This window comes from Sporosarcina sp. FSL K6-6792 (assembly GCF_038004885.1).
GTDB lineage: Bacteria > Bacillota > Bacilli > Bacillales_A > Planococcaceae > Sporosarcina > Sporosarcina psychrophila.
In genome coordinates, this window is the sequence record NZ_JBBOSA010000001.1 from 1,715,464 (window position 1) to 1,739,798 (window position 24,335).

The window sequence follows — 24,335 nt, forward strand, 5'->3', positions numbered from 1 at the left end:
GGTATTAACATCTAATTACAATTTAATCCCATCTAAAAAAACCTTACTTTACATGTATCTTGTAAAGTAAGGTTTTTTTCTATCAAGATCACTTTTCAAAACGAACAACCCATTGGTTATCCACTTGTTCAATGCCTGTCCCCTTCCAACCATCATACAGGTACTTTTGTTGTTGTTTTGTATCCGCCATCAAAACAAAGCAACAGTCCAAGGTATCCTGTTCTATTAAAGGGCCTGTTAAATCTTTCATCAAAATATATCTGAGTAAATCACCATATTTCAGTTTTAATGCTACAATTTGCATACCATGTGCAAATTTATCTTTTAGACTAGCAATATTAAACGGTGCAACAGTTGTACAAATATAGCGAAATTGCTGTGAATCTACTTCCTTCATTAGAACTTTCCCCAACAACACTTGTAAGCCATTGCCTTGGAAGTCCGGATCGACATTCGAGATTTCGGAATAGAGCACAAGCGGCCATTCACTTCTTGGTAGTCCCGCATCTTTCCCTAGATGCTCTTCATCCAGTTCTGGTTCAAGCATTGCCCGAAATGCAATCAGTTGTTCATGATAATAGGCACCAATCATGAGTCCTTTGCCGTTTAAAATATAGCTAAACTCTTCTTCTGTCAACGGCTGTAAAAAAGAACCTGTAGATAATGATTCAATCACTTTCCGCTGAAGGATAAGAATTTCGTCGAGCTGATCTGCTTCTAAGGGTTTTATAGTAATTTCACGCCCGTTTTTCAACAAATGCTTTTCCCTCATCCGCTTACCTTCTCTGAGAACACAGTCAGTTCCTGCAACACTTGCTCATCAATGTCGATTCCTAATCCCGGCTTGCCACTCAAACGGATAAATGGAACGTCATAATGTAAATTTCCAACGTCTTTGCTGAACTTAAGCGGTCCTGTTAATTCCACACTTGTAATTATTTTTTTCGAGAATGCGACGTGGAATCCTGCTGCTGATCCGATAGATGACTCCACCATCGAACCAATCTGACACTCAATCCCCGCCATTTCGGCCATATGGGCAAGCTTTGTCGCTGGATATATCCCGCCACATTTCATCAATTTAATGTTCACTTTATCAGCAGCACGCTTCGCAATGATTTCTCTCATGTCACGCACGCCACGTAAACCTTCGTCAATCATTATTGGAGTAGAAGACTTAGATTTCACCTCGACCATACCATCTATATCATCAGCTCGCACAGGCTGCTCCAACCAATCGAGCGAACAGTCCTGTAGCTTTTGAAGACCTTGTAATGTATTGGCGCTATTTACCCAACCTTGGTTAACATCGACACGAATCGCAATATCCTCGCCTACACGCTCACGTACCGCTTGAATGCGTAATACATCGTCCGTTACATTGGTGCCGACTTTCATTTTCATCGAACGGTATCCAGCGGCTACACGTTCTTCTGCTTCATTCGCCATTGCTTCCGGAGCGGCGATGCTTAATACATGCGTAATCGGAAACTCTTCGTGGTATCTTCCTCCAAGAAGATTATAGACAGGGACACCAAGTGCTTTTCCTGCAACATCATAGCATGCTATGTCAATTGCAGCTTTTGCTGTTGGTACTCCGTAAATTTCAGCATCCATCAGTTCATGAATTCGCTCCATATTCATAGGATTTTCACCTATTAACTTCGGTGCCAGGGTATTTTTCAAGATTTCAAAAGTCCCTTTCCAACTCTCACCCGTTACATGTTCATCGGCAACACCTTCTCCATAGCCGACTAAACCGGTATCCGTTGTGATTTTGACAATGATGGATGGCATATAATCATAAGTGGCGTAACTAATAATAAAGGGTTCATAAAGTGGTAAGTGAATCGCATAAATTTCAATTTCAGCTATTTTCATAAGTCAAAATCCTCTCTCTTGGCAAACTCTATTTTTTATTGTATCATTGTCGTTAAATAGTCGCTAATCATTGGGGGTTCATCGTGAAGATTAAAATCGCAGTTATCGGGTCAACTGATTTTTGCCAACGTACAGAACAACTTGTCAACAATCGAAAAGATATTGAACTTAACTGGTATCGCTACGCTGAACCCAGTGAGGCACCGAGTTTACTGCAGACACTTAAACCGTGTGATGCCCTTTTGTTTTCAGGTTCCCTGCCTTACTTTTATTCCAAAAAGCTACTTGAAAACCTACCGATCCCAGCCGTTTACCTGCAACAAGATGAAACAGCATTGGCCATTACATTGCTTCATTTATCTACACAGAACCAGCAGGAATTGAGTCGCGTATCCATCGACGTGCGTGAGCAATCCTATATTGAACACGTACTCAATGATTTAGGTCGAGGTGTGGAGTTGCCTTTTGTTCACTTGCTAAAAGATGATGAAAAAATCACTACCATAACGTCCTATCATCAAACTCTTTCTTTACAAGGTAAAACAGATATGGCGATTACAAGTGTCCATGCTGTTTTTGAACAGCTACAGCAGCAAAACATTCCTGCATGTAAGATGATTGACCCTGAAAGTACGATTCTCCGGAGTATTGAACAGGCAAAACAGCAAGCATTGTTACAAAAAAGTAACTCCGCACAGATTGCAGTCGGAATTGTAAAATCAATTTCTTCGCTACCAAACGTAGAGACATCCATTGCGAAAATAGCATCCATTATGCAGGCTCGTTGGAGTGTACATGACGGTGATTTCACCCTGTACACTTCAATGGGAAACATCGAATCCGCTATAAAAAACAAGGAATTTCTTTCTACGTTCCAATCACTTGCTACCAAAGCGAAAATGGCATTCGGCTGTGGCGAATCAATCATTGATGCAACTGAAAACGCGAATTTCGCACTCAATCTTATACAACTAAGTGATGGTCATTGTTTTTATATGTTAGATACAAACAAAAGATTGCATGGTCCGTTTCCACAATCGGAAGTAACCGTTGAGATGAAAATCACTGAACCTGCCCTTGTGGAGATGGCCGAAAAAACCAAGCTCAGTCCAGCAAATATCTCTAAATTGATGCAATATAGTCTGATGCGTCAAACGAAACAATTTACTGCAAATGATTTGGCATTATATTTAGATGTCTCACGAAGAACCGCAGAACGTACATTAAAAAAACTCGTCGACTATAAGTATGCGACGATCATTGGTGAAGAAATGACCTACCGACAAGGAAGACCTCGCGCTTTATATGAATTTAACTTTCACCCTTATTTTTAAAAAGAATGGAAAGTTCACTTGATAGATGTGAACTTTCCATTCTTTCTCGTCTAGACTCCAGCGCTTGCGCTTTTGTTTTTAAGCCAAATTTACCTCTTCGTTTACTTTTTCTTTTTTTAATTCATCTACTGCAAGTTTTTCCTTTTCTTGTTCAGTCAACTTCACAATCGAAAAGCCTGTTAATGCATAAATAATGGATATCAAAGGAACAACTAAATTCAATATGGCATATGGACCGTATTGTACAACACTTACTCCCAATGTTCCAAAAATGAATACACCGCATGTATTCCATGGGATGAAAACCGAAGTCAGCGTTCCACCGTCTTCAAGTGCACGTGATAAGTTTTTCGAATGCAAGCCCATATTCTGATACGCTTTACTGAACATCCGTGATGGAACGACGATAGAGATATATTGCTCTGAACAAGATGCGTTTGTTAAGAAACAAGCTCCGATTGTCGAGATAATTAACGACGCGGAAGATTTAACAACTTTAAGCAGTTGATTCATTAATGACATAAGCATGCCCGAAAACTCTAGAATCCCGCCAAATGTCATGGCGACAATAGTCATAGATACCGTAAACATCATCGAATCCAATCCGCCACCGTTAAACAAAGCATCTACCATTACATTCCCTGTGGCAATTGTGAATCCGCTTTGCAAAGCCTCAATGCCTGCAATAAGCGTACCGCCCTGTACAAAAATTTGTGATAGGAATCCAAGCACAATTCCTATTACAAGAGCAGGTATAGCAGGTACTTTTACAGCAACAAGTACAACAACGGCCAATGGTACAAGCATCAACCACGGTGAAATGACAAAGCTTTCTTTTAACACTTGTGCTGTTTGCGCAATTTCTTCTACTTCAATATTGTTTGCTGCAAAACGATTTCCTAAAAAGGCATAGACGCCAAGAGCAATCGCTAAGCCAGGAATCGTCGTGTAAAACATATGCTTGATATGATCAAACAAATCCGTCCCTGTTAACCCTGCTGCTAAATTCGTAGTATCTGAAAGCGGTGACATTTTATCCCCAAAGTAGGCTCCTGATATTATTGCTCCTGCAATCATACCTGCTGGAATCCCCATACTTAAACCGATTCCCATTCCCGCTACGCCGATTGTTCCCATTGTCGACCATGAGCTACCAATTGCCAAAGATACAATTGAACAAATAAGACAAATTGTCACGAGAAACCAAGCTGGTGTAATGATTTGCAAACCATAGTAAATCATCGTTGCAACAATTCCGCCGCCCATCCACGCTCCAATTGTCAGCCCTACCAAAATAATGATAACGACAGCCGGAAGAGCCAATCGAATACCTTTATACATCATTTCCTCAATTTCCTTCCAAGTAAATCCAGCTCGCCAAGCTACAATAGCTGCAGTCGATGTTCCAATTATCAATGGAATATGGGGACCTTGTTCTAATTTAACAACCGTAAATATCATGACAACAATCATTACGACTAAAGGAAGTAACGCCATCCAAAAACCGATTTTTCTCTCATTTTGTTGATCCATCTATATTCCCCCAGATTGAAGTATTTTCAAAATTATTAACTGTCGCTTAATAGTCGTTAATAGATATATTAAGGGCTGTTTGAAGCAAAGTCAACTGTATTTCAGCATTTTTTGTAAGCGGTTTCAAATAAACATAACTATTTTAAAGCTACCTCCATTAAAAAATAGCTCGTTCCGCCTATTAAATATAATAGGCAATAAGATGTTTTCATTTTCTATTTTAAACCTATATGAGAATCCCTTCATTTTGTGAGGACAATTAAGTTCGACATCATCTTTCGATTATTGATAATCAGAGCCGTTAGTATTATTGGAAGAACATTATTATGTTTATATATGTTGAACAAATGAATACGGCGTATACGCTTTACAAGGGCTTTTGGGAGGCCACTGAAAAAGCATTAGTACTTGGAATGGTTTAGGATTCCCACTAATACCACTTCGACGCTTTGTGGATGCCTCCCGCGATAAGCCAGAAAGGAGACCCCTTTCAGTCTTATCGCTCCGGCTACCACGAAGTCGCGCCTTCGCTGGATGGTCTATTTGAGAAAGCGCATTTCGTTATCTGTGATGAAATCTGCAAGTTGGAGTAAGTCTTTCTTGACTATAAGTAGTATTAACTAGTAATCATCTTACAATCTCACCATATACATCTCAAAATCACATTTCTCTCGTTTATGAATAACCTAGCGCAGGCGCGGCAAAGTCATACACAAAGCGCCAAGCGTTCTACAATCCACACCCCGAATTACAACTCTCTCATTATTGAGCATCACAGCAGATTCGAAGGGATTCTTTAATTCAACATATTTAGTAATGTCTTTTGGTCGCCATTGTAGTACGCGGTAAAGGTTTTATGAACATTTCAGCCAAAGCGAGTCGAAAATGATCAAGTGCAAATGTAGACTTGGATGCTTTTCTTATTGGCACCTTATGTGAAACAGTGGTTAATCAACAAACGTGATAAAGTACAAAACAATAACCGTATAATCCTTCGTCTTTGACAAATACTATTTGCGAGGACATAAACAGAAAAAATCCTCTGCCAAAATAGCAAGGCAAGGAGGGATAATGCGTGAAGCATTGGGGATTAAAAATAGGTATTATTAGTGTTATGTTTTTTTCAATTGCTTATGTTTCTTTTGCAACAGAGAAAGATAGGCCTTATTACGAGGATAAAGGGTATGTGCTGTGGGATATCAAAACAACAGAGAAAGTCATTGCTCTTACATTTGACGATGGTCCACACCCTACTTATACACCACAAATCTTAAATGTACTTGCTAAATACGATGCGAAGGCAACTTTTTTCGTTATTGGAGAGCACGCTAAAAAATTTCCAGCTATTATCCTTAGAGAAGAAGATGAAGGCCATGAAATAGCTAATCATACGTATACCCACCCCTATTCAAAAACTGCAGAAGTACTAGAAAATGAATTAATAAAAACGAATGAGGTCATTTATGACATTACCGGTACTTATCCAACGTTATATCGGCCCGTAGGTGGAAGTTATAATGATCGTGTTATTAATATTGCTGTAGAGAATGGGTTTAAGGTGGTTATGTGGTCATGGCATCAAGATACAAAGGATTGGCAAAGACCAGGGGTAAATAAAATTGTAACAACCGTATTATCAGGGGCTAAACCAGGTGATGTCGTTTTATTTCACGATGCGGGCGGTGATCGCTCCCAAACCGTGCAAGCACTCGAAGAAATTCTACCTGCACTTAAGAAGCAGGGATATGAATTTGTCACGATATCTGAACTTTGGAATAGGAATGGTAGTCAAGTATCAAATCAAAAAGATGATTTATTGAAATGAAGAGCCATGGATCTATCTAATGAGCCCATAATGATGAGTTCAAATTTCCCATTGGAAGTATAAAAGAGCTATTTATACTGAATTAAAGAATCCCACTGAATTTACTTTGGCGCTCAATAATGCAAGAGCTGTTATTCGGGTTGTGGGTTGTAGATCGCTTGGCGCTTTGGGGATGCCTCTCGCCCTAAGCCAGATGAGGTATTCTTTAACCTATCTGGAATAACCTCTTGGCATTAACTGTATAATTTCTGCAAAGAACGCAGAAATTATACAAACCGAACTCTTCGTTGTTCGGTTGGCTCCCCCGTTAAGGCGCCTTCGCTCAGTATATATACCGGATTCAACATATATAATTATAGTCAAGAAATCCACAATCTAGGTTACGGATTTTATCACAGCTTATGAAATGCGCTATCTCAAATAGACCATCCAGCGAAGGCGCGACTTCGTGGTAGCCGGAGCGATAAGACTGAAGGAGGGATGCAGTTCAATCCCTCCCTGGTCTTCTTTCTGGCTTATCGCGGGAGGCATCCACAAAGCGTCGAAGCGGTATTGGCAGGAATTCTAATTGTGCTAAGTATCGGGACTTTTTCAGTGGCCGCCCAAAAGCCCTTGTAAAGCGCATACGCCGTATTCATTTGTTCAACATATATATCAATCATTTTTGTTGTGAAAGCAGTATAAACTTGGATAAAAACCGTTTGTAGGTAACTATTTGCGGTTGGCATCTGCTAATGATGCCACTTTTTTTCACACCTCAGTTCCTCCAAAACGTTTCTTATAATCGCCGCGGACACTAATTCGCGCTGCATTTGTTATACTGCTCTATGTAGAAACTTTCATAGAGGGAGTGTTATGTATGCAAATCATAAAAGGTAAAAACGCTATAATTACTGGTGCAGGCAGAGGTATCGGCCGCGCGACAGCCATTGCTTTTGCTCAAGAAGGCATCAATGTAGGACTTATCGGAAAAACAGCCGAAAACCTTGAGAAAGTAGCAAAAGAACTTAGCGAATACGGTGTCGAAGTGACGATGGCAACTGCCGATGTGTCGGATAATGAATCAGTCATTGCTGCAGTCGAACATATCAAATCAGAGCTTGGTCCCATCGATATCCTCATTAACAATGCAGGCATCGGTAAATTCGGCAAGTTCCTTGAACTTTCACCAGAAGAATTCAAAAATATAATCGATGTTAACTTGATGGGCGTCTATTACGTCACACGAGCTGTTCTACCAGAAATGATTGAAAGAGAATCAGGCGACATCATTAATATTTCCTCAACTGCCGGTCAAAAAGGAGCACCAGTTACAAGCGCATACAGTGCATCAAAATTCGGTGTTCTCGGACTTACGGAATCGCTTATGCTTGAAGTGAGAAAACATAATATCCGTGTCAGCGCATTGACACCGAGCACAGTCGCTACAGATTTGGCTTTCAGTGAAAACTTGACAGACGGCAACCCGGATAAAGTGATGCAGCCTGAAGATCTTGCTGAAGTAATGGTTGCACAATTGAAACTGCACCCGCGGATCCTAGTTAAATCTGCTGGTTTATGGTCAACTAACCCTTAAGAGAACTTCAACTAAATTTTTTCAAAACAAAAGGACCTTTTTAGGTCCTTTTGTTTTGAATGAATAGTCTATTCGTTTTTCCGGATTTCTATATAGCGTATTTGATGCCCGTCTAGTTCTTTGATTATAAAAAGGAAGCCGTCTTTCTCAATCACTTCGTCTTCTTCAAGTTCGTAATTCTGCGACAAGCACCATCCGCCAATCATATCCACAGTTTCATTTTCCAATGATGTTCCAAGTAAATCATTGATTTCTTCTATCAATACTTTACCGCTGACGATATAATGGTCTTCTGCAATTCTTGTGATTTCCGCGATCTCATCTGCATCAAATTCATCGTGTATATCCCCGACAATTTCTTCAAGGATGTCTTCGATTGTTACCATTCCAGCCGTACCGCCATATTCATCGATTACAAGCGATAATTGGGACCGTTCGTTTTGCATTCTTTTTAGAACTTCATCAATGGGCAATGTTTCGATTACCACCGGTATCGGATGCAACAAGTCTTTAATGGAGAATGACTCTAAGGCCGAGCGATCTCCGAGAGTAAAGTATAGCAAATCCTTACTGTTGATAAAGCCTATGATATTATCTATATCCCCCTCGTAAATGGGATAACGTGTATATCTTTCCTCTTGGATTGTATATGCTACTTCATCGAAAGAAACATCCGAGGAGAACGTTACCATTTCAGTCCGTGGCACCATAATCTCTTTTGCAATTCGGTTGTCAAATTCGAACATTTTGTTAACATAGTTCAGTTCGGACTGATTAATTTCTCCGCTTTTAAAACTGTCTGACAAAATGAGCCGTAACTCTTCTTCAGTATGAGCAACTTCGTGTTCCGATGCTGATTTAAAGCCGAATAGACCTATAAGCAAACGAGCTGATCCATTCAACACAAAGATAAAGGGAAACATTAATTTATAGAACCACATTATTGGTTTAGAAAAAAGCAATGTCAATGCTTCTGCTTTTTGGATTGCTATTGTCTTCGGAGCAAGTTCCCCCACTACAACGTGTAGGAAAGTGATGAAGACAAAGGCGATTACAAAGGAAAGTATCTGGGAAACAGATGGATCTACATCGAATTTTTCGAACAGTGGATGTAGCATTGTCTCGACTGTTGGTTCACCGAGCCAACCAAGCCCTAAAGCAGTAATTGTAATTCCTAATTGGCAGGCAGAGAGGTACTCGTCCAAATGAGTGGTGACGTGCTTTGCAGATATCGCACCTTTTCGTCCTTCCGCAACTAGCTGATCAATTTTTGTACTTCTAACTTTCACTAATGCAAATTCTGTTGCTACAAAGAAAGCTGTTAAAGCAATTAGTACTGCGACTAATACTAAATTTAATATTTCCACTATGTCAACCTTACATTAAGCAAAGCCTCCACCTCCTGAAATGATTGTTTACTACTTTCGCGTGTAAAATTAGACAAGTAATTGTAATAAAGCTTGTATTACTGGCAGAGTATCATGGGTGATGCTCTCCTTAATTGAAGAGTTTTCCCGTTCAGCTCTTTTTAATAAAACCAAAAGTTCCTGAAGATTACTTTTTACTAAAAGTGCTTTCTCCAGCACCAGCTCACTAGTATCCGGAAAAGCCAGCTTCTCATTAATTTCTTCAAGTGAGAAACCTTTTTCCTTTAAATGTGAAATCTTATCTAACTGCACAACATCAGAAAGGTCAAAAAGACGATAGCCAGTATCGGAACGTGATGGTTTTAAAAGATTCAAGTTTGTATAATAATCGATTGTCCGTTTAGATACTCCTGCAATGTCGGCTAATTCCCCAATTCTTAGTTTATCCTTCCCAATAGACTCGCCTCCAAACTATCACGTGATACTTTTATTTTACCATTTTCATGAAACAACAAACAAATATTGAACTAACTTTTTTCTACACTTTCAAAAAATTGTTCATAGAAATGTACCAAATCGCGCTCCTAATATAATAGTTAAAACATGATTGGTTAAAATCAAGCTACATCACCTGACAATCTAGAAATCGAGCAAGTCATCATTTTAATCGATAAAATAAGGAATTTTCCAACTATATAGGTTAAATTAAAGAATCCTACCAACAACGCTTAGCGCTAGGGGATGCCTCCCACAATAAATCACTGTCAGCCTTATTGCTTCGGCTACCCCAGTAGATGCCTTCGCTGGAGATTATATAGAATCATTCGTTCAACATATATACTATGAAAAGCATCATTCGCTGTACTTGCGTTTTTTCAGTGAACTAGACACCCAAACCATGCTTGCACAAGCTATTAGTTCCCCATGACTTGTGCAACCTTTTTTACTACATAGCTGCTTCCACCTTTATCTTCTATACTTTCAATCATCATAGCCAAAATATAAGATGTTTCATCTGTTTGATACCCGACGAAGAATCCATTTTCCTTGCCGCCTTTTTCCTGTGATGACTTTAATTCTGTAGTGCCTGTCTTCCCAGAAAGTTTAACAGCAGGGATATTTGCATCTTTAGCAGAACCATTTACCACAACTTCACGTAAGTCTGCCCGAAGGATTGCAGCGTTGTCAGCTGAAATTAGCCCCTCTACCCATACTTCACCTTTTGGTTCATCTTCGAATAAAACCATCTTGAACATCTTTCCGTCATTTAAGATTGGAGCATAACTCGAAGCTAAGTGCGCGATGTTCATTAACATTTGACCTTGTCCATAAGAGGTATCCACAAGTTGTGCTTCTGTCCCGATTGTTCCGTCATTCGATATTTGAGAAGTTCGGAGTGGATAACTAAAGGGAATATCTGCTCCAAAACCGAATCTTTTTAGACCTTCAGTTAAGGTATCTTTCCCCATTTCGAGTGCTTCCTTTGCAAAATAGATATTATCCGAGTAAGCAAGTGCTTTTTTTAAGTCGATTGGATTCGGTGGAGTATAAACTCTTGTGACACCAAAATTGCCCCATGATTCATCTTTTTTCCACCTCTTCCCTTCAATTGTATACCCTTTACTAGGATCAATCGTTCCTGCCTCTAATCCAATTGCCGCTGTAATCGGTTTTATTGCCGACCCCGGAGCATATGTCGCTGCGAATCGATTTAATAGTGGTTGTAAAGGATCATCAGTCAGTTCTTGGTAGCGTGATGAACCCACGCCAATCATAAATTCATTTGGATCGAAAGCTGGTGAACTTGTCAACACAAGCATTTCTCCCGTTTTGGGATCCACTGCTGCCGCCGTTCCTACCTCACCATTCATCGCATTAAATGTCCTCTGCTGAAGTTCCGCATCAATTGTTAATGTGACTGAATTACCATCTGCCGCAGTTTTCTCAGCTATCGTAATTCTCTCTGCTTCTTGTTTCGTTTTCTCAATATATATTCGAATCCCGTCCTGACCACGGAGCTGTTCTTCAAGTAGCTGTTCCAGTCCACGTTTACCGATAGAATCGTTTTCTCCATACCCCTGAGCTTTGACTTTCTCTAACTCGTCAGCATTAATACGACTGATATAGCCCGTAAGATGTGAGAGTGACTCGCCATATGGATATTCTCGCATTTCTACTTGTGTATAGGTAACCCCTGGCACTTCGATCATTTTTTCTATAATCATATCTTGGGTTGATGCCACTTTTTTAATAGGAACAAATTGATCTGGCTTGACCCAACTTTGAGTGAGTTGTTTGTTAATAAATTCCGGCGTTACGCTAAGTATTGTTGCGAGTTTTTCTGCATCTCTTTCTTCATTGAACTTTTCTGGTACGATTCCTGCTTCGTAGCCTTTTCCGTTTATAGCCAAAGGCAGTGCATTCCGATCAAAGATTTCACCGCGCTTTGAAGAAATAGTAGAAATGCCTACTTTATCTGCCTTCGTTAAATCTGGGAGAATGAAAGATGGATCCCATTCGACAAACCAATTTTCATCTTCACTTGATTTACTATATGTCATAATTACTTTTTTCTCGAACTCCACTGGTCCTGCAACGGTTTCCATTGTTATATGTACAGGAAACTCCGGTTGATCCTCAGGTTTATAGTTCTTATCTTCATCCGTCTTAGTAAAAACAACTTTTACATCAGTGATAGTTAAATCTTTATAAAGTTTCGTCGTTCGGTCAATATATTCACTTGAACCAAAAGCATCTTTTGAAGCTTCACTTATATATTCATCATACATTTTTGTAAACTCAGCATCGTTCCATAATTTGATATAAGCCGAAAGCCTATCTTCGGGCGTCTCCTTCTTTGAACATGCTGCGAGAATAGCAATAACGATAAGAAAAATACCGATGTATCTCCATTTTTTCATATGTATGACCTCTTTCATTTGTATTTACACTGAAAAGCCATTTGTGAATAATTGGATTTAATTACTTCCCTTAGTTTCAAGGCATTTCTTAAGGCATTACTCAAAACCCTCCTTTTTATCAAAGGCATCCTTCATCATAAAAAGAACGCTCTACTATCAGTACGTTTAATTATACAGAAGGTTCCATTAATTCAAAATAAAAGACCTTTAAAATACACTCTCCTGTATTTCAATTCCACTGACTAAATTTCCACATAAAAAAACACCACCAAAAGGCAGTGCTAATTCATGTGCTACTATGATGTTAATTTAAGTGTGTTTGTCCATACATTTTTACTAATTCCAGCAACTCACTTAATAATAAGGTGAAATAAGTATATACACCAAAACACCTGTAAAGCTAACGTATAACCAAATCGGCATTGTCCATCGCGCAATTTTCTTATGACGCTCATTCTCCATATTCCATGCGCGTGCTACACTCGTCAGTGCAAGCGGGACGATAGCTGCTGCAAGAATAATATGTGTGATTAGAATGAAGTAATAGAATCCGGCCATAAAGCCTTCTCCGCCGTAGGGCGTGGATGGTGCTAGATAATGGTAAGAGACATACGTAATTAAGAAGAGAAATGTTGTAACAAAGGCCGCATAGATAAAACGGCGATGAACAGTGATATTCCTTTTAAGAATAGCGATAAGAGCACACACTAGGAATACAAATGTAAAACTGTTGAAAATTGCATTCATCAAAGGCAGGATTGTTAGATCGAATGCATCAAAATCTTTAACTCCTCGCATTCCAGACAAGACGCCAATTGCACCGATGAGTATAACAGAAAGTGCAATAATCCATGGTTTATAATTACGTTTTTTAAACGTTTTTGTAGATTTTTCATTCTTCATCATAAAAATCATTCACTCCATTACTAATTAGATGAAACGCTATCCTATAATTGTATAGCAAGAAGTAAATCAATGCCTTATCAAAGAGTACTTTTTTGTGAACGAATACTAGCTCCTTATTTCCAACCATGGCCTACTTTCCTTCCAATGCACATGGACGGGAATTCCAAATGTGTCACTTAGCAACTCATCGCTAACTACTTGTTCTTTGGGTCCTGCGGCGATGACTTTTCCATCCTTCAGAAGGAGAACATGTGATATCCCTTGGACAAGCTCTTCGATATGGTGGGTTACATAAACGATATGACATTCATCCTTCATAATTCCATCCAGTGATTGGAGGAACCGCTCACGCGAAAGAATATCCAATCCGGAGCATGGTTCGTCCAACACAAGTATTTTAGGCTCACTCATTAACGCACGGGCGATGATGACTTTTCTTTTTTCCCCTTCTGAGAGTAGCCGATAGGGCTTTCCTTTCAAATACGTCAACTGCAGACTCTCGAGTAAAGAATCCGCTTTCTCCCATTCTTCTTTTTTCACTTGCTCATAAATACCGAAACTAGCAAACTGTCCGCTTACTACGACTCTTTCAATCTTTTCGTTATTGAAATACTCGGCAAAGCGCTCCAATGAACTACTGACAAAACCTATTTTTTTACGGAGTTCCGGCAAATTGGTCTTCCCAAACAGATTGCCCAGTACGCTAACTTCCCCAGTTGAAGGGAAATGGAATCCCGACATGATAGTTAGTAGGGAAGTTTTCCCTGAACCATTCAAACCAAGTATTCCCCAATGCTCATTTTGGTGGACGGACCAATTAATGGCCTGCAAGATTACCTTGTCCCCCTTACTGAATGATACTTCCTTGAATGAAACAATTTCATTCACACTAAAAACCTCCCTTTTTTCACGGCAAAAAGCACCGTGTAGGTAATGTAAATTCACTGGACTTCGCTACATTACTTTGTTTGTCTATCATTATAGTTGACTAGTCCAGATTCTGCTATGCTAGTAGCAGGTCAAAACGTTGGAGCTGAACCCTAATGAATTTACTATTAATTATTTTACCAGTATTTATCATCTTCTCAATTGGCTACATAGGACAAAAATTTATAGGCTTTGATATTAAATCAATTTCAACAGCGGCCCTTTATTTAATGTCTCCCTTTTTAGCATTCCGAACGTTTTACACAAATGAATTGACGATGGACTATTTCTATATTGTGTTATTTAGTTTACTCCTGACAACTATCCTGCTAATTGTTGTATGGATTACGGCAATTAGTATGAAGGCAACACGGTCAGAACTATCAGCAATGATTCTTGGCGGGGTATTTATGAATAGCGGGAACTACGGAGCTCCGGTAGTTCTGTTTGCATTCGGAGCAGTCGGATTTGACTATGCCGTTATTATGATGGTATTTCAATCGTTACTAATGAATACTGTCGGCATCTTCTTTGCAGCGATGGGTGGGGAAGAAAAATCTACATTACGCCAGTCCGCACAGCGGGTGATTCGTATGCCCCTCATGTATGCCGCCTTTTTAGGAATAGGACTCCAGCTAGTTTCAGTGCCCATTCCAACCGCAGTCATGGAAGCCGTTAGCCTCATTGCTGATGCATCTATTCCGACTGTGATGCTCGTACTCGGTATGCAGCTTGCGGCCATTTCGCGAAAAAGAGTCGCTTACCGCTATGTTTCTGCCGTCAGTATTATCAGAATGGTAGCCTCTCCGTTGATCGCAGTCGGAATTTTGTATTTCATGCCCGTCAATGACCTTCTAAAAGCGGTCGTTATTGTACAAGCATCCATGCCGGCAGCGGCAAATACAACGATGCTTGCATTACAGTTTGGGACAGAACCTGATCTTGTATCGTTTACAACATTTTTCACGACACTAATCAGCATTATCACTATTCCGGTCATACTGTTCTTCTTAGGTGTTTAATACTGACACGTGATTGGAAACAGATTTATCCCGCATTAACGGGCAGTAAGACCCCCACTTCAAGTATTCAAGGACATAAGAAGAATAAGTGGGGGATCAACTGCCCGTAAAAGCCCGAATGGTTAAACTAACAATCAGTGGGGGATGAAGAACACCCCCTCTGATTGAAGATTAACTTTATAGTCTCCATCCGTATAACTCTCCCCTACTAAGGTTAGATTGACAGTAGTCTACTTTAGATATGGCCGGAAAGGATGACCGAGTTGAATATGATGCGTTTAATTTTACGAATCGCGATGATTTCTACACTAATACTGATTGTCGGTTGTAGCAATAAGAACCTAGTAACAGAATCCGATTCACCCAAAGAGCCACTTGGTGAGACATACGGCTTCACGGCTTTTGATGTAGCAATTGATACAAAAGAAATCAAACAAGCAGTCACCGCCAATTATGATGAAAAACGTGATAAAACAGAGGCAACATACGAAAATCAACTAGAAGACCTCTACTTGCATGGCAATAAAGCCATGGAAAAGCTTAATACAATCTTCGAGGAACTCTCGCTTGAACCAGACATGGATGATGAAGATATCATCAAGCAAGCATCAGAGGCATTCGAAGTGATTGATTATACAACGTTAAAATTGACAGTGAAGTTTAAAGGCCACGATATAAAAAAATTAATGATGTCGAAATAGTCCCTCTGAATAACAGTAACGCCCCTATCAGCAATTGATTGGGGCTTTTTTGTTGCAATCACTATCTCAACTTTTTGCGCGTTTACACTTCTTTTAAAAAGAATCATCGAGACATTCATGATGCATCGAGGTTTTTGCCAAAACATTTTATGTGGAAATCAAAGATCTTGATTTCGGCTTACATTAGACAAAGCAGCTATGATTTTTTAAAGTGTAGGGGATAGTAGATGGTCAGTTCCCCCACTGCTTATCTCTGAATAAGCTATTGTCCACTGAAGTTATTCCTATGGCTAATCATATAGGAGTAGCGCCACCACTTAGCTTGTTTGAACGCTTTTGTTCATGTAGTAAGAAACCCCTACTGCAATAACGGTTTATTATAAGTAACGGGAGGTCCAAGAGATTGAAAGAGAGCAAAGCGGCTGACATTCATACTTTAAATTGCACAGCATTCATTATTCAAGTATAATATAAGATTACCGGTTACATACTTTATTTTAATTCGTCTTTAATTTCACAGTTTTCACCATAGAAATCATGGTATCATTGTATTTTCGGGTAATTGAAATCATGGCTATTAATTAGTCTAAAATCGTATGTACACTATTAGGAGGTGTTTTATGATTTCACCTGATTATGTTGAACAATCCAAAGTGAAAGCGCAGTTAGCAAATGCAATTACATTGATGAACTTATGTTTCGGCGTTATTGCTATTATTCTTATTATAAAAGGCTTAGGTCATATGAGTTTACTTTTCATCTTCCTTGCCGCATTATTTGATCGTTTCGATGGAATGGTCGCGAGACATTATAATGCAGAATCGCTTTTTGGTAAAGAACTTGATTCATTATGTGATTTAGTTTCATTCGGATTAGCACCCGCATTATTGATTTACGAAACAACACTTTATTCGACGCCTTGGCTTGGAATCATTGCTACCGTTTTTTATGTCTTATCCGGTGCAGTTCGTCTCGCTCGTTACAATGCATCTGAATTTGATGGTGCATTTTATGGTGTTCCTATTACGGTAGCTGGGGTTGTCATGACACTAAGCTTTTTCCTTGTTCCATATGTGGGTCCATTATTTTTCGTTATATTGATGTTGATTATGTCAGTATTGATGATTAGCAACATTCGTATTGCGAAAGTGTAAATGAATCATTCGGAGGATAAATTAAATGAAAAAAGCACTCTTTAAATCTTTTGTTGAGCTCACGGGGAATCCAGTTTCTTCTGCTCTCTTAAAATCATTTACAAGTTCACGATTTAGCCGGCCGTTCATCCAGCCATTCAGCAATGCTTATCGCATTAATAATGACGAAATGGAACACCCAATCTCACACTATAAAAGTCTACAAGCCCTCTTCACACGCCAGCTAAAAGAAGGTATTCGTCAAGTGGATCCTTCGCCCAATGCCCTCACTTCACCAGTGGATGGTGTTGCAAGTGGAGTTGGGAAAATAGCTACCGACCAATCTTTTCTGATAAAAGGCCATCAGTATAAGATAAACGAAATTATGGGTACCTCTGAAAAAGCAGCTGCTTATAAAGATGGCACGTATTATATCTTTTACCTGTCACCTAGCCATTATCATCACTTCCACTATCCTGTTACAGGAAGTTTGGTTTCACGCTACGCTCTTGGCGGTGTTTCTTATCCAGTGAATAGTTTAGGATTACGTCTTGGACAGAGCCCCTTCTCCACGAATCATCGCCTCATTTCAGAAGTAATGACAGATTTCGGAAAAGTGGCCATAATAAAAGTTGGAGCTTTAAATGTGAATAGCATACAGCTTCACAATTCATCAAAAGAATGCATTAAAGGAAATGATTTTGGTTATTTCAGTTTTGGATCTACAGTTATTCTGTTTATAGAAAATAATCCGGACTTCATTCCGACTATTGAGTTGAACAGTGAAGTGCAAGTGGGACAAGCAGTTGGTAAATGGACTCAGTAGTATATAAAAAGCAATCCTTGTTCAGTGAATATACTGATCAAGGATTGCTTTTTTATATCGAGATTTATTTATTCGCTTTATGCACTTTCAATAACTTCCCTTTAACAGTTGTCGTTTTCATTTCATTCAACACCAGCTTACCTTTGCCATTCAGTATATCAATATAGGTCACAGTGTCCTGGATTTTAATGATTCCGATGTCTTCTGCAGATACGCCAGGAATATTTGTAATTGTACCGACAAAGTCAACCGCGCGAAGCTTTTTCTTTTTACCACCGTTAAAATAGAGCTTCATAATATCTTTATTTACTAGTTCATTTTTATTCTTTTTCAATTCAGGAAGGCTTTCTATTTTCTCTGTAAATGCGCCCATTGCTACTACAACTGCCTGTTTGGATGGAGCATTGCGTTGTTGAATTTCAAATCCAATGTACGCTTCAATCTCATCAAGGAAGTGATTTTCATTAGGCGTAACGAAAGAAATCGCTTTCCCTCTCTTACCAGCCCGTCCAGTTCTCCCTACTCTATGCACATAGCTTTCAGTTTCCACAGGGAGATCATAGTTAATTACATGCGTAATGCTGTCGATATCAATACCGCGTGCAGCAACATCTGTGGCAACTAGGTAACGGAATTCGCCGCGCTTGAATTCATCCATGACAGAGAAACGGTCTTCCTGCATCATGCCACCATGTAGTTTGTCGCAAGTATAGTGGAGTTTTTCAAGCTGTTCAGTAACACTATCCACTTGATCTTTTGTCCGGCAAAAAATGATGCAGCTATCTGGATTTTCAACAACAGTCACATCACGCAGCAGGTCAAATTTCTGTGGGTCCCTTACGATAATGAGTGAGTGGTCAATTTGATCTGTCAATGTAACAGTAGAAGCTATCTCAATATTTTTCGGGTTCTTCATATATTTACTGCTTAGTTTGCCTATCTTTTCTGGAAGTGTTGCTGAGAAAAGCATAGTCGTTCTGTTTTTCTGTAATTTATTAATAATCGATTCGACTTGGTCAATAAAACCCATATTCAGCATTTCATCAGCTTCATCTAGCACTAGATATTCAATTCGATCAAGCACAAGTGAACCTCGCTCAATATGATCGAATACACGCCCTGGAGTCCCGACAACTACGTGACATTTTTGCTTCAGTTCTTCTTTTTGATAGGCATATGGTGATTTCCCGTAAACAGCGGCAGCTTTAATACGCTTAAAACGGCCAATGTTTGTAATGTCTTCTTTGACCTGATCTGCGAGTTCACGCGTCGGTGTTAAAATTAGCGCCTGTGGTTTGTTCTCGTCCCAGTCAACCATTTCACAGATAGGAATTCCAAAAGCCGCCGTCTTCCCGCTACCCGTCTGTGATTTGACAACTAAATCGTTTTTAGTAAGTGCCGCAGGAATTACTTTCTCCTGCACTTCTGTAGGTGAAGAATACCCAAGCCCGTCTAGCGCCCGTGTAATCTCCTTGCTTAAGTTGTAATCTTGAAATGTCATTGTTAATCAGCCTCTCATTCTAAGTGTATTATCTCACAAACAGGGGCCATTCGTCAGTTAAGGAAGTCTTCTGACACTAATTATAAGGGTGAAATACAAAAAAGAAAGAAATCAGCCATTTTATACATGGCTGATTTCTCTCTAAAGGGGCCTGACACTCAGTATTTACAGGTAAGAAAGTATAAGTTTTCCGACTTAGAATAGTGTCTAGCTTCAGACGCTCGGTTCTAGAAGGCGCCTTCCGCTTTTCTTACTTTTCAATCGTCACAATGTTGTCTTCTTCTAATTCAACAGTACCTGACTTATTAATAACGACTGATTCACCCTCAAATAGATTAGTGAAGATAATCGGAGTAATGATTGAAGTCGCATGCTCCTTAATATAATCAACATCGAATCTCAACAAAGGTTGTCCTTTTTTAACTTGATCACCTTGTGCAACTAAAGCTTCGAAACCTTTACCATCTAATTTGACCGTATCAATTCCAACATGAATTAAAATTTCTCTTCCTGAATCAGCTTGAATTCCTAATGCATGTTTTGTCGGGAAGAAAGTAACGATTGTCCCATCTACTGGTGAAACAACAATACCTTCAGATGGCACAATCGCAAAACCGTCGCCCATCATTTTTTCGGCAAACACAGCATCAGGTACTTCTGAAAGTGGCTTAATCTCGCCTTGTATCGGTGAAATAAATACATCTGTCGTTTGATTCGTTGTAACTTTACTTACAGTTTGGACAGGTTGTTCAATCACCTCAGTACGAGGTCGTTTTCCACTGATTACATCTTGAATTTGGCCTTTAATAATTTCAGAACGTGGGCCGAATATTGCTTGAATATTATTACCAACTTCAAGTACGCCCGCCGCACCTAACTTTTTCAAGTCTTTTTTGTTAACGGCTTGAACATCGATAACAGATACACGAAGCCTTGTAATACAAGCATCTAACTGGCTGATATTCTTTTGACCACCCATTGCTTCAAGAATATTGTAAGCAAGATCAGTGTTGCCCTTTGGACCCGTTTTCGCTTCTTCTGTATCTTCATCATCTGCTTCACGTCCCGGCGTCATTAGATTAAACTTACTAATCATAAAGCGGAACAAGAAGTAATAGATCACTGCAAAAACAAGGCCGAGTAATACGGCAATCCACCATGACTCTTTGCCCGGTAAAATACCGAAGAGGAAGAAGTCAATAGCTCCACCTGAGAAGGTGTAACCGATATGAACTTCCAAAAATGTCATCAATACAAATGATAAACCATCTAAAACAGCATGGAGTAAGAAAAGTATAGGCGACAGGAATAAAAACGAAAATTCAAGTGGTTCAGTTATCCCCGTTAAGAATGATGTTAATGCACCTGATGCTAATAGTCCTGCAACTAATTTTTTCTTTTCTGGTCGCGCTGCATGATACATCGCGAGCGCTGCTGCCGGCAAACCAAACATCATAATTGGGAATTCTCCACCCATGAAGTTACCAGCTGTAAGTTGTACACCATCTTTTAATTGTGCAAAGAAGATTGTCATATCACCACGAACAACTGAACCAGCCGCCGTCGTATATGTACCAAATTCATACCAGAATGGTGCATGGAAAATATGGTGCAATCCAAACGGTATTAGCAAACGTTTGATAAATCCAAAGAAGAATACGGCGATATATGTACCTTCATCGAGTAACCAAAGTGATGCACTATTCATTCCAGCTTGAACTGTTGGCCAAATAACAATCAATAGTAATCCAGCTACGAAAGCCGCACCAGCTGTAGCAATTGGAACGAACCTTTTCCCTGCAAAGAAGCCAAGGAAGGAAGGCATTTCAATATCATGAAACTTGTTGTAACAAAACGCTGCTATCAAACCTACAATAATCCCGCCGAAAACTCCGGTTTGTAACGTTGGAATTCCGAAAACAAGTGCATAGGCTGGATTATCAGCAAGCATGTCCGGTGTAATCCCGAGCCATGAACTCATTACTTGATTCAATACAAGGTAACCAACAAGTGCCGCAAGTGCTGCAGCACCGTCTTTTGCTAACCCAATTGCGACACCAATTGCAAAGATAAGCGGTAAGTTACCAAAAATAATTCCCCCCGCATCTTCCATTACTGTTGCTGTCAACTGGATCCAATCTGCTGATAAAAATGGCAGATAGTTAAGCATTGTTTCTTGCTGGGCAGCATTACCTATCCCAAGCAATAAACCTGCTGCTGGAAGTAGGGCTACTGGAAGCATTAATGCTTGTCCAACTTTTTGTAAAACACCAAAAGTTTTTTTAAACACTGTATAACCTCCTAAATTTTTAATAAGTCATCGGGTTTTTTCAACTATATAGGTTGACATAAAGAATTCCATTGAATTCGCTACGGCGCTTGGGGATGCCTTCACTTAGTTTAATAGCTATTCATATGTTCAACATATATACACACAAAAAAGACATGAGAAAAAAGTAAATTGAAATAAGCCTAAGAGTTTCCTCCAAAACTATCATCAATCATCTTTTCACTCATGCCTGATCGTATCAGTAACACGTACGAAGATAATATTTTTATAAATTATGTCTGACGCCAATTGTATTACCCAATGACTTTATATATTAACCCTATCATAGTTATTAGAACCTTGCAAATAGATTTATTTGACCTGCAACAGATTACGATCTTTATTCCATTTTTGCTTGAATCCGTTGGAGATGTAGTGTTAAGTAAACCGCTTCAGCTTCATAGATCTCTTTTTGTAAGGTCTGTTGCATTACTTTAATCAGCTTCCAAGCTAGATTGTAACAAATTGGATACTCATTTTTTAACAACCCTGTGATTTTTTCCGGCTCAGCAATCTTGTCTCCACGCACCACCCGCTCAATTGCAAAACGAAGATGGCGGATTAAACGAATATAGTCAATGCTAGTTTTATCAATAATTATGTCCAATTGCTCTTCAATCATTGTGACAAGTCGAACAATTAAATCTGAATGTCTCGTTAAATCACGCACATTTTTATTTACAAGGGCACTGTGAATATGTAAGGCAATGAAACCAATTTCACCTTCTGGGAGCCCGACAGATAGCTGTTCATTAACCATCGCTGTCACTTCAGCAGCAATTTTATACTCATCAGGATAAAGTGCCTTTGTCTCCAGTAAAAAAGGATTCCGAATTACCATTCCCCGTCTCATCCGATTAACCGCAAAGAATAAATGGTCTGTCAGCGCTATGTGGATATGTTCATTTAGCGGCATGCCAGCCCGTTCCCGAATAATTTCGACTGCTGAAATAAGCACTTTTAATGTCTTTTCATCAAGAGTGGAAATAAGCTGTTTGTACTGCTCCTGCTCTTCAGGATCATTCAATACAAATAATTTCTCAACTTCCTCTCGAATAATCGACTCTCCAGACTTTTTACCAAAGCCAATGCCCCGACCAATTAAAACGACTTCATTTCCATTCACATCAGTAGCAATAAGCACATTATTATTCAACGCTTTCTTGATCAGGTACGTTTTCATCCATCTATCCCCATTATCTTTTCTTGACTCTATTCTAGCACTAATCTCAATTGAATAGGTGCCTGTTATGCTCACCATGAATGTACTTATGTCCGCCATTGGGCTGTTTATGACCGGCACGAAGCGTATTATGACCGCCTTACGTCACTCATGCAAATAAGTTTTAATACATATTCTTTACATATAGAAACACCACGAGTAGGAAATCTTTATCAATCTCTCAACTACCTATTTATTGAACATATGACTACATGTAAAAACTAAGCGAATCCGCCTTAGAAGGGGTAGCCGAAGCCATAAGACTGATGGCCGAAGGCATCCCCGAGCGCCGCAGCGGAGTTGAGGGGCATCTTTATCTCAACTCTCTAATTACCACTATTATTAAGGAATCAAAACAAGTTTCCCCATCGTTTTTCTCCCCTGCATCAATCGATGTACATCCGCCGCTTCTTCCAGTCTGTACGTGCCGCCAATCGTCAATGCTAAATCGCCGCTCTCAATAAACCCAAGCAATTCCTTGAAACTAGCTTGATACATATCATAATTATTCATAATTTGTGGCAGGAAAAATCCAATGACAGATTGATTGCGGCGCATCAATTCTCCAGCCAGCAGTGGTGAGGATTCACCGCTTGCCGCACCAAATACAACCACACGTCCGAATGGTGCAAGGCATTTCAACGTCTTGCGGAAAATATCGCCACCGACCATTTCAAGTGCTAGATCCACGCCTTTACCATTGGTTAGTTCACGGACCTTTAATTCCCAACCTTCTTCTGTATAGTTAACAACATGATCGGCACCCATTTCTTTTGCATGCACCAATTTTTCATCACTGCTTGCAGTAGCAATAATCTTGCCTGCTCCAAAGATTTTCGCAAGTTGAACTGCAATTGCACCGACCCCACCTGCTGCTGCATGAACGAGAACTGTTTCTCCTTTTTCAAGCCGTCCCATTGTCTTTAAAATATGGTATGCCGTTTGCCCTTGCAGGGGTAGCGCGACTGCCTCAACAAAATCAACGCCGTCAGGAATAGGGGCAAGTGCCATCTCATGAAGATTCACATACTCCGCATAACCCGCCGATTCAATTAAAGACACGACGCGCATACCAGATTTATAACGTTTAACGTCTTTCCCTACTTCAGTAATAACGCCTGCAACTTCAGCACCAGGCATAAACGGCAGCGGAGTCGGCACAACGTATTTCCCTTCACGACGCGCGATATCCGCATAATTCACACCAATCGCCTTCACTTCAACCAGCACTTCTTGATCGCCAATTGTTGGTTTATCGATATCGACTAGTTCCAACACGTTCGGACCTCCATACTGTTCAAATCGAATTGCTTTCATCTTCAAAATCCCCC

Annotated in this window: 19 protein-coding genes; 7 read left to right on the top strand and 12 right to left on the bottom strand. The window is 39.7% G+C overall.

Annotation, left to right across the window (positions count from 1 at the left end; genetic code table 11):
• Nucleotides 1–88: 88 nt before the first annotated feature.
• Both MKZ26_RS08225 and MKZ26_RS08230 read right to left on the bottom strand, forming a co-directional pair.
• Complete coding sequence (locus MKZ26_RS08225; RefSeq protein WP_340765664.1) at nucleotides 89–772, bottom strand: GNAT family N-acetyltransferase; 684 nt, start codon at nucleotides 770–772, stop codon at nucleotides 89–91.
• Nucleotides 769–1,881 carry a mandelate racemase/muconate lactonizing enzyme family protein gene (locus MKZ26_RS08230; protein WP_340765666.1) on the bottom strand — a complete coding sequence of 371 codons (1,113 nt, stop codon included), beginning with the start codon at nucleotides 1,879–1,881 and terminating at the stop codon, nucleotides 769–771. The genes MKZ26_RS08225 and MKZ26_RS08230 overlap by 4 nt, the downstream gene beginning before the upstream one ends.
• An 83-nt stretch (nucleotides 1,882–1,964) precedes the next feature.
• Here MKZ26_RS08230 and MKZ26_RS08235 point away from each other — a divergent pair, with 83 nt between their 5' ends.
• Nucleotides 1,965–3,215 (top strand): HTH domain-containing protein, encoded by a 1,251-nt coding sequence (locus MKZ26_RS08235; protein WP_340765668.1) that lies wholly within the window; start codon nucleotides 1,965–1,967, stop codon nucleotides 3,213–3,215.
• A gap of 78 nt (nucleotides 3,216–3,293) precedes the next feature.
• On the opposite strand, the gene nhaC is transcribed toward MKZ26_RS08235, so the two are convergent.
• A complete protein-coding gene (gene nhaC / locus MKZ26_RS08240) occupies nucleotides 3,294–4,748 on the bottom strand; it encodes a Na+/H+ antiporter NhaC (protein WP_067206876.1) in 1,455 nt (484 codons plus the stop codon).
• Between the two features lie 1,114 nt (nucleotides 4,749–5,862).
• Between nhaC and MKZ26_RS08245 the strand changes: the two genes are divergently transcribed.
• Together MKZ26_RS08245 and MKZ26_RS08250 are read left to right on the top strand one after the other, a co-directional pair.
• Nucleotides 5,863–6,573, top strand: a complete 711-nt coding sequence (locus MKZ26_RS08245) for a polysaccharide deacetylase family protein (protein WP_340767627.1) — start codon at nucleotides 5,863–5,865, stop codon at nucleotides 6,571–6,573.
• An 859-nt stretch (nucleotides 6,574–7,432) separates the two neighbouring features.
• Nucleotides 7,433–8,149 (top strand): 3-ketoacyl-ACP reductase, encoded by a 717-nt coding sequence (locus MKZ26_RS08250; RefSeq protein ID WP_340765670.1) that lies wholly within the window; start codon nucleotides 7,433–7,435, stop codon nucleotides 8,147–8,149.
• A gap of 68 nt (nucleotides 8,150–8,217) precedes the next feature.
• Here MKZ26_RS08250 and MKZ26_RS08255 read toward each other — a convergent pair whose 3' ends face one another.
• From MKZ26_RS08255 to MKZ26_RS08275, 5 genes are all read right to left on the bottom strand, one after another.
• Nucleotides 8,218–9,516, bottom strand: coding sequence for a hemolysin family protein (locus MKZ26_RS08255; RefSeq protein WP_340765671.1), 1,299 nt, complete (start codon nucleotides 9,514–9,516; stop codon nucleotides 8,218–8,220).
• Between the two features lie 69 nt (nucleotides 9,517–9,585).
• Nucleotides 9,586–9,972, bottom strand: coding sequence for a MerR family transcriptional regulator (locus tag MKZ26_RS08260; protein WP_340767628.1), 387 nt, complete (start codon nucleotides 9,970–9,972; stop codon nucleotides 9,586–9,588).
• 458 nt (nucleotides 9,973–10,430) lie between these two features.
• Entirely contained in the window at nucleotides 10,431–12,437 is a 2,007-nt protein-coding gene (locus MKZ26_RS08265; RefSeq protein ID WP_340765673.1) for a penicillin-binding transpeptidase domain-containing protein, read from the bottom strand.
• A 354-nt stretch (nucleotides 12,438–12,791) separates the two neighbouring features.
• On the bottom strand, nucleotides 12,792–13,343 hold the full coding sequence (locus MKZ26_RS08270; protein WP_340765675.1) for a DUF420 domain-containing protein: 552 nt from the start codon (nucleotides 13,341–13,343) through the stop codon (nucleotides 12,792–12,794).
• 105 nt (nucleotides 13,344–13,448) lie between these two features.
• Complete coding sequence (locus MKZ26_RS08275) at nucleotides 13,449–14,231, bottom strand: ABC transporter ATP-binding protein (protein ID WP_340765676.1); 783 nt, start codon at nucleotides 14,229–14,231, stop codon at nucleotides 13,449–13,451.
• A 155-nt stretch (nucleotides 14,232–14,386) separates the two neighbouring features.
• Between MKZ26_RS08275 and MKZ26_RS08280 the strand changes: the two genes are divergently transcribed.
• From MKZ26_RS08280 to MKZ26_RS08295, 4 genes are all read left to right on the top strand, one after another.
• Nucleotides 14,387–15,292, top strand: a complete 906-nt coding sequence (locus MKZ26_RS08280; protein ID WP_340765679.1) for an AEC family transporter — start codon at nucleotides 14,387–14,389, stop codon at nucleotides 15,290–15,292.
• Between the two features lie 269 nt (nucleotides 15,293–15,561).
• Complete coding sequence (locus tag MKZ26_RS08285) at nucleotides 15,562–15,993, top strand: YusW family protein (protein WP_340765681.1); 432 nt, start codon at nucleotides 15,562–15,564, stop codon at nucleotides 15,991–15,993.
• A gap of 620 nt (nucleotides 15,994–16,613) precedes the next feature.
• Nucleotides 16,614–17,147 carry a CDP-diacylglycerol--serine O-phosphatidyltransferase gene (gene pssA, locus MKZ26_RS08290; protein WP_340765683.1) on the top strand — a complete coding sequence of 178 codons (534 nt, stop codon included), beginning with the start codon at nucleotides 16,614–16,616 and terminating at the stop codon, nucleotides 17,145–17,147.
• Between the two features lie 25 nt (nucleotides 17,148–17,172).
• Nucleotides 17,173–17,952, top strand: a complete 780-nt coding sequence (locus tag MKZ26_RS08295) for a phosphatidylserine decarboxylase (RefSeq protein ID WP_187047016.1) — start codon at nucleotides 17,173–17,175, stop codon at nucleotides 17,950–17,952.
• A 64-nt stretch (nucleotides 17,953–18,016) separates the two neighbouring features.
• Here MKZ26_RS08295 and MKZ26_RS08300 read toward each other — a convergent pair whose 3' ends face one another.
• The 4 genes from MKZ26_RS08300 to MKZ26_RS08315 all read right to left on the bottom strand — a co-directional run bounded on the left by MKZ26_RS08300 (nucleotide 18,017) and on the right by MKZ26_RS08315 (nucleotide 24,321).
• The gene (locus tag MKZ26_RS08300) at nucleotides 18,017–19,453 is read right to left on the bottom strand and encodes a DEAD/DEAH box helicase (protein ID WP_340765686.1); all 1,437 of its coding nucleotides are present in this window, start codon (nucleotides 19,451–19,453) and stop codon (nucleotides 18,017–18,019) included.
• Between the two features lie 250 nt (nucleotides 19,454–19,703).
• Nucleotides 19,704–21,743, bottom strand: a complete 2,040-nt coding sequence (gene ptsG, locus MKZ26_RS08305; RefSeq protein ID WP_340765689.1) for a glucose-specific PTS transporter subunit IIBC — start codon at nucleotides 21,741–21,743, stop codon at nucleotides 19,704–19,706.
• Nucleotides 21,744–22,122: 379 nt separating this feature from the next.
• A complete protein-coding gene (gene glcT / locus MKZ26_RS08310; protein WP_340765691.1) occupies nucleotides 22,123–22,965 on the bottom strand; it encodes a glucose PTS transporter transcription antiterminator GlcT in 843 nt (280 codons plus the stop codon).
• A 381-nt stretch (nucleotides 22,966–23,346) separates the two neighbouring features.
• Nucleotides 23,347–24,321 carry a quinone oxidoreductase family protein gene (locus MKZ26_RS08315; protein ID WP_067206840.1) on the bottom strand — a complete coding sequence of 325 codons (975 nt, stop codon included), beginning with the start codon at nucleotides 24,319–24,321 and terminating at the stop codon, nucleotides 23,347–23,349.
• Nucleotides 24,322–24,335: the final 14 nt, after the last annotated feature.